Genomic DNA, 4582 nt, shown 5'->3' on the forward strand with positions numbered 1-4582 from the left:
TCTGTCGGCTTTCGGCACGAAGACCCGCCGCGCCGCAGCGCCGCGTCCCTCAGTGACCCGGCTTATAGGTCCACCAACACTCAACTGTCAAGCTTCTCAAATCATAAATCTTCAACTTTCCGATAAGCCCCCGGCAACAGTAGATAATTGGGTGGCTTATCAGCCCAGGCAGCGCGCCCGCGGCCAGGATGCAGGCGTAGGACCCGGACAGGCATTAATCATGGTTAACGAATTGGAAATGTCTCGATGTCATCATGTTTTTCGCCCGATCATCGGACATCGCCCGTCCACACCCGGGGATGAAATGTGATCGTGAAATGTGTCGAACGCGCCCAATGCAGTCAATGCGGTTGACTAACGGGGCGCGGGAGGGCATTTTCCGACCCGCGCGGAACTGTTGGGGTTTCGCGTTCCCGGACGGAGCATGACAGAAGCGAGTGTGCTCCCGGATGTGGCCTGTGATCGAGGGGAAGTCGATCAGGCCCGAAGTTGTCCGGAGCAGTTGGGTTGGCAAGGGGATTGATTATTGAACGATCGCGTTGACAGACAGTTTCGCGCCCGCACGCTTGCCGGTGCGGCGCGGCGTCGGCCACTGCCGTCAAAGCCCCAGCTCATGCTTCCGGCGCCCGCACCGGCGCCCGCCCCCGATCCATTCGAGGTCGAACCTGCCCATCACAGATGGCTTCTGACGACCTGTGTTGCCGGCATCGCCGGTTCGCTGGTGATCGGCAGCGCTGTACTTGGAATTTTCGGTGAGAACGCGGCACCGCGCGATGCGTTCGCGGCCGTCGACAAGGCCGCGATCACGGGCAGCTACGCGGACCTGACCGGCGCTGAGTCCGAGCGGTCCATCGGCCGCAAGGAACTCTCCGCCGCCTACCAGCCACAGCCCGACTTGCCGGTCACCTCGATCATCCCCGAGCGTGACCTGAACAATGCGGCTCTCTATCCGGAAATCACCTCGGACGTCCTGCCTTATGGCGACGGCAAGACGGTGGTGATCGACGCCGAGATCGACTCGATTGGCGGCGAAGAGAACATCACGACCATCACCAAGCAGGTTCCGCCGGAGCCGACCGACGAAACCTTTGAGCTAGCCCAAGGCGAGACGCTAATCGGCGCGCTCACCGACCGCGGCGTCGGCAGGGAAGCAGCAAAGGCGCTCGCTGACGCGATCGAACCCGTTTTCCCCGCCACCCAGATGAAGACGGGCACCCGCTTCGAACTGACCCTCGACAGGCAGTTCGACTTCTACGGCCGCGACGTGATCTTCCCCGTGGAACTCTCATTCCAGCCCGGCCCGGACGAGACCATCACCGTGCAGGCCGACGAAGACGGCCGCTTCGTGGCCGCAATCGCCGGCGCGAAAGCCGGCGCCAAGTCGCAATATGCCGATTACAACCATTTCCGCACCCGCGCCAAGGTGGGCTCCAGCCTCTATGGCACCGCCAAGGACAACAAGGTTCCGGGCTATATCGTCGCCGAGTTGACGCGCATCTTCGCTTACGACGTGGACTTCCAGCGCCAGGTGAAGGCGAACGACAGCTTCGATGTCTTCTACGGCAACCCGCTCACCGGATCGTCATCAAAGCGCAAGGTGCTGCATTACGCGCAGCTGACCCTCGACGGCAAAACCAAGACCTATTACCGCTTCACCACCAAGGACGGCCAGACCGACTACTATGACGAGAATGGCCGGAGCGCGCAGAAATCGCTGCTCAAGACACCGGTTTCGGGTGCCAGGCTGACGTCCGGCTTCGGCATGCGCCGCCACCCCCTCCTCGGCTACTCGAAGATGCATGCGGGTGTGGACTTCGGCGCGCCGCATGGAACGCCGATCCGGGCGGCGGGCTCCGGCGTCGTGGAACTCGCCGGACGCCATGGCGCCTATGGCATCACGGTCGAGATAAAGCACGACAACAAGTACGAAACGCTCTACGCGCACATGAGCAAGCTCGCGGCAGGCATCCGCCGCGGCGCCAAGGTGAACCAGGGCCAGATCATCGGCTATGTCGGTTCGACCGGCCGCTCCACCGGCCCGCACCTCCATTACGAAGTGCATGTGAACGACCGGCCCATCAACCCCACCCGCATCAAGGCCGCTGGCGGAAAGCATCTCTCTGGCAAGGAACTGGCGAGGTTCAACCAGCTGAAGGCGCGCGTCGAGGCCATGATGCAGCAGGCGCCGTCGCCGCTGCAGGTGGCGGAGGTCAATCCGTAACCGGCTTGCGCCACGCCGGCGGGTCTGCGAAGGGCTGAACGGCGTGCGCATCTTTCTCACCTTTCTCGTGGCCTATGTGCTGAGCCAGTTCTACCGCTCCTTCCTGGCGGTGATCGCGCCGGAACTCGCGGTCGAACTCTCACTCAGCCCGCAGGCGCTCGGCAATCTCCACGCCCTGTGGATCCTCGGCTTCGTTGCGACACAGTTTCCTGTCGGATGGGCGCTGGACACCGCCGGACCGCGGAGAACCGTATCGCTGCAGATGTTGTTGGCGGTCGCAGGCGCCCTGCTGTTTGCCGCGGCCGGAAGCGCTACCGTTCTCAACATCGCCATGCTGCTGATCGGCGCGGGTTGCGGGTCGATCTACATGGGCGCCATCTACCTCTTCGGGCGGACGGCAGCACCTCAGCGCTTTGCCCTGCTGTGCTCATGGCTGCTCGGGCTTGGCACGGCGGGCAATCTCCTTGCCGCCTCGCCTCTCGCCTGGGCGGCGCAATCAATTGGCTGGCGCGGGGCCATGGTGTGGATGGCGGCCGCAACCGCTGCCTCGGCGCTCTCGGTTCTGCTGCTGATCCGCGATCCGGGGCGCATCACGGCGCACGGCTCGCGCGGGCTTTTCGCCGGCATCAGGGACGTGCTCAAAATCAGCGCGCTCTGGCCGCTTCTGCCGATCACGGCCGTCAGCTACGCCGTGGTGCTGTCCGAGCGGGGCTTGTGGGCAGGACCGTTCTTTTCTTCCGTCTACGGACTTGATCCCGTGGCGCGCGGCCACGCGCTGCTCGTCATGGCGGCGGCCATGTCGGCAGGCGCCATGGCCTATGGCCCGCTGGACCGGCTGCTGGGAACGCGCAAATGGGTGGTCTTCGGCGGCGTCGCCGTCACCGCCATTTGCTTCGCGCTGCTGGCACTCCCCGGCCTGCCGGTTGGCTGGGCCATCACCCTCATGGGTCTTCTCGGCGGCTTCGGCATGACCTATGGCGTGCTGATGGCCCATGGGCGGGCCTTCGTGCCAGACCATTTGCTGGGCCGCGGCATCACGCTTCTGAACGTGCTGTTCATTGGCGGTGCAGGCGTTCTGCAGCCGCTGAGCGGATCGTTGATGAACAGGCTGCAAGATGCGCCGCCTGCGCAATCCCATGCCACGCTGCACCTGATCTTCGCAGGGCTCCTCGTCATCGGGCTTGTGATCTATGCTTTCGCCAAGGACAATCCGCCAAAGGGGTGAGGTCGGGCTGAAAGACCCAGTTCCCGCTGCACACGCTTCGGCAGGTTGAGCGCCGCCAGCCTGTGGCTTTCCCGCAGATAGTCCTTGAGCGCGGCATCATCGAGCGTCTCAGCCGTCCGCCGCTGCAGCCAGAGAAGCCCGCGCGAGGCGAGATAGGGTGCCGGCCGCATGCCCGGCTTGTCCTTGAGAAGATCGAAGGTCAGCTGCGAGGCCTTGAAGGTGATGTCGAGTGCGGGCCCGTCCCAGCGCGAGGCGATGGCGAAGACCTTGCCCTTGGGCCCGCCCACCTTCCACACATGCGCATTGTCCCACTGCACCACATGCGCGGTGTGGGGAAGGCTGCGGCAGAAACGGTTGTAGCCGTCGAGGGTCATGAACGTGAACATGATCGATCGCAATTCGGACGCAAGCACAAGATTGCACCGTCATCCGCCTTCCTGCCGTCATCCCGGCCTTCGCCGGGATGACGGCAGCAGGAAATTGCTGGGCCCATTCACAGAGCCTGCGCGGACAGACACAAAAAGGGCGGCCCCGCAGGACCGCCCCTCTCGATTCGCATCATCAGATCAGTGCAGCTTCACGACCTTCGGGTCCACCTGCTTGCCACCAACGGCAACGCCATTGAACGTCAGCACACCCGCTGTCGCGCCGATCTCCACCGTCTCGCCGTCCTTGATGCGGCCGGCAAGCAGTTCCTCGGCCAAGGGATCCTGAAGGTTCTTCTGGATCACCCGCTTCAGTGGACGTGCGCCATAGGCCGGGTCGTAGCCCTTCTCGGCCAGCCAGCTTCTTGCGGCATCCGACACGGTGATGTCGATCTTGCGATCAACAAGCAGCTTCTTGAGCCGGCCAATCTGGATGTCGACGATGGCACCCATGTTCTCACGCTTCAGCCTGTGGAACAGGATGATCTCGTCGAGGCGGTTCAGGAACTCGGGCCGGAAGTGCCCGCGGACCACGCCCATCACCTGGTCGCGCACCACGTCCACGTCCTGCGCCTCGCCGAGGTTCACGAGATACTCGCTCCCCAAATTCGACGTCATGATGATCAGCGTGTTCTTGAAATCCACGGTGCGGCCCTGGCCATCCGTGAGGCGGCCATCGTCCAGCACCTGCAGCAGCACGTTGAACACATC

General features: G+C 63.6%; 5 protein-coding genes. 3 read left to right on the forward strand and 2 right to left on the reverse strand.

Annotation, left to right across the window (positions count from 1 at the left end; translation table 11 throughout):
* The 3 genes from ACILRA_RS20170 to ACILRA_RS20180 all read left to right on the forward strand — a co-directional run.
* The coding region (locus ACILRA_RS20170; RefSeq protein WP_395663846.1) for a hypothetical protein at window positions 1-310 on the forward strand (310 nt) is incomplete at its 5' end.
* Window positions 311-526: 216 nt separating this feature from the next.
* A complete protein-coding gene (locus ACILRA_RS20175; protein WP_395663847.1) occupies window positions 527-2221 on the forward strand; it encodes a M23 family metallopeptidase in 1695 nt (564 codons plus the stop codon).
* 43 nt (window positions 2222-2264) lie between these two features.
* Window positions 2265-3446: an MFS transporter gene (locus tag ACILRA_RS20180; protein WP_395663848.1), complete on the forward strand. Its 1182-nt coding sequence runs from the start codon at window positions 2265-2267 to the stop codon at window positions 3444-3446.
* Here ACILRA_RS20180 and ACILRA_RS20185 read toward each other — a convergent pair.
* Together ACILRA_RS20185 and ACILRA_RS20190 are read right to left on the reverse strand one after the other, a co-directional pair.
* Entirely contained in the window at window positions 3410-3820 is a 411-nt protein-coding gene (locus ACILRA_RS20185) for an MmcQ/YjbR family DNA-binding protein (protein ID WP_395663850.1), read from the reverse strand. The two genes, ACILRA_RS20180 and ACILRA_RS20185, sit on opposite strands and share 37 nt — an antisense overlap.
* Before the next feature lie 192 nt (window positions 3821-4012).
* Window positions 4013-4582: AAA family ATPase (locus tag ACILRA_RS20190; RefSeq protein WP_395663849.1), on the reverse strand; the 570-nt coding region annotated here is incomplete at its 5' end.

Origin of the sequence: Aestuariivirga sp. (assembly GCF_044239095.1) — a bacterium.
Lineage (GTDB): Bacteria > Pseudomonadota > Alphaproteobacteria > Rhizobiales > Aestuariivirgaceae > Aestuariivirga.

Excerpts from the sequence above, each read along its gene's own strand:
- ACILRA_RS20185 (WP_395663850.1), bottom strand. The coding sequence starts at position 3,820 with ATGACCCTCGACGGCTACAACCGTTTCTGCCGCAGCCTTCCCCACACC.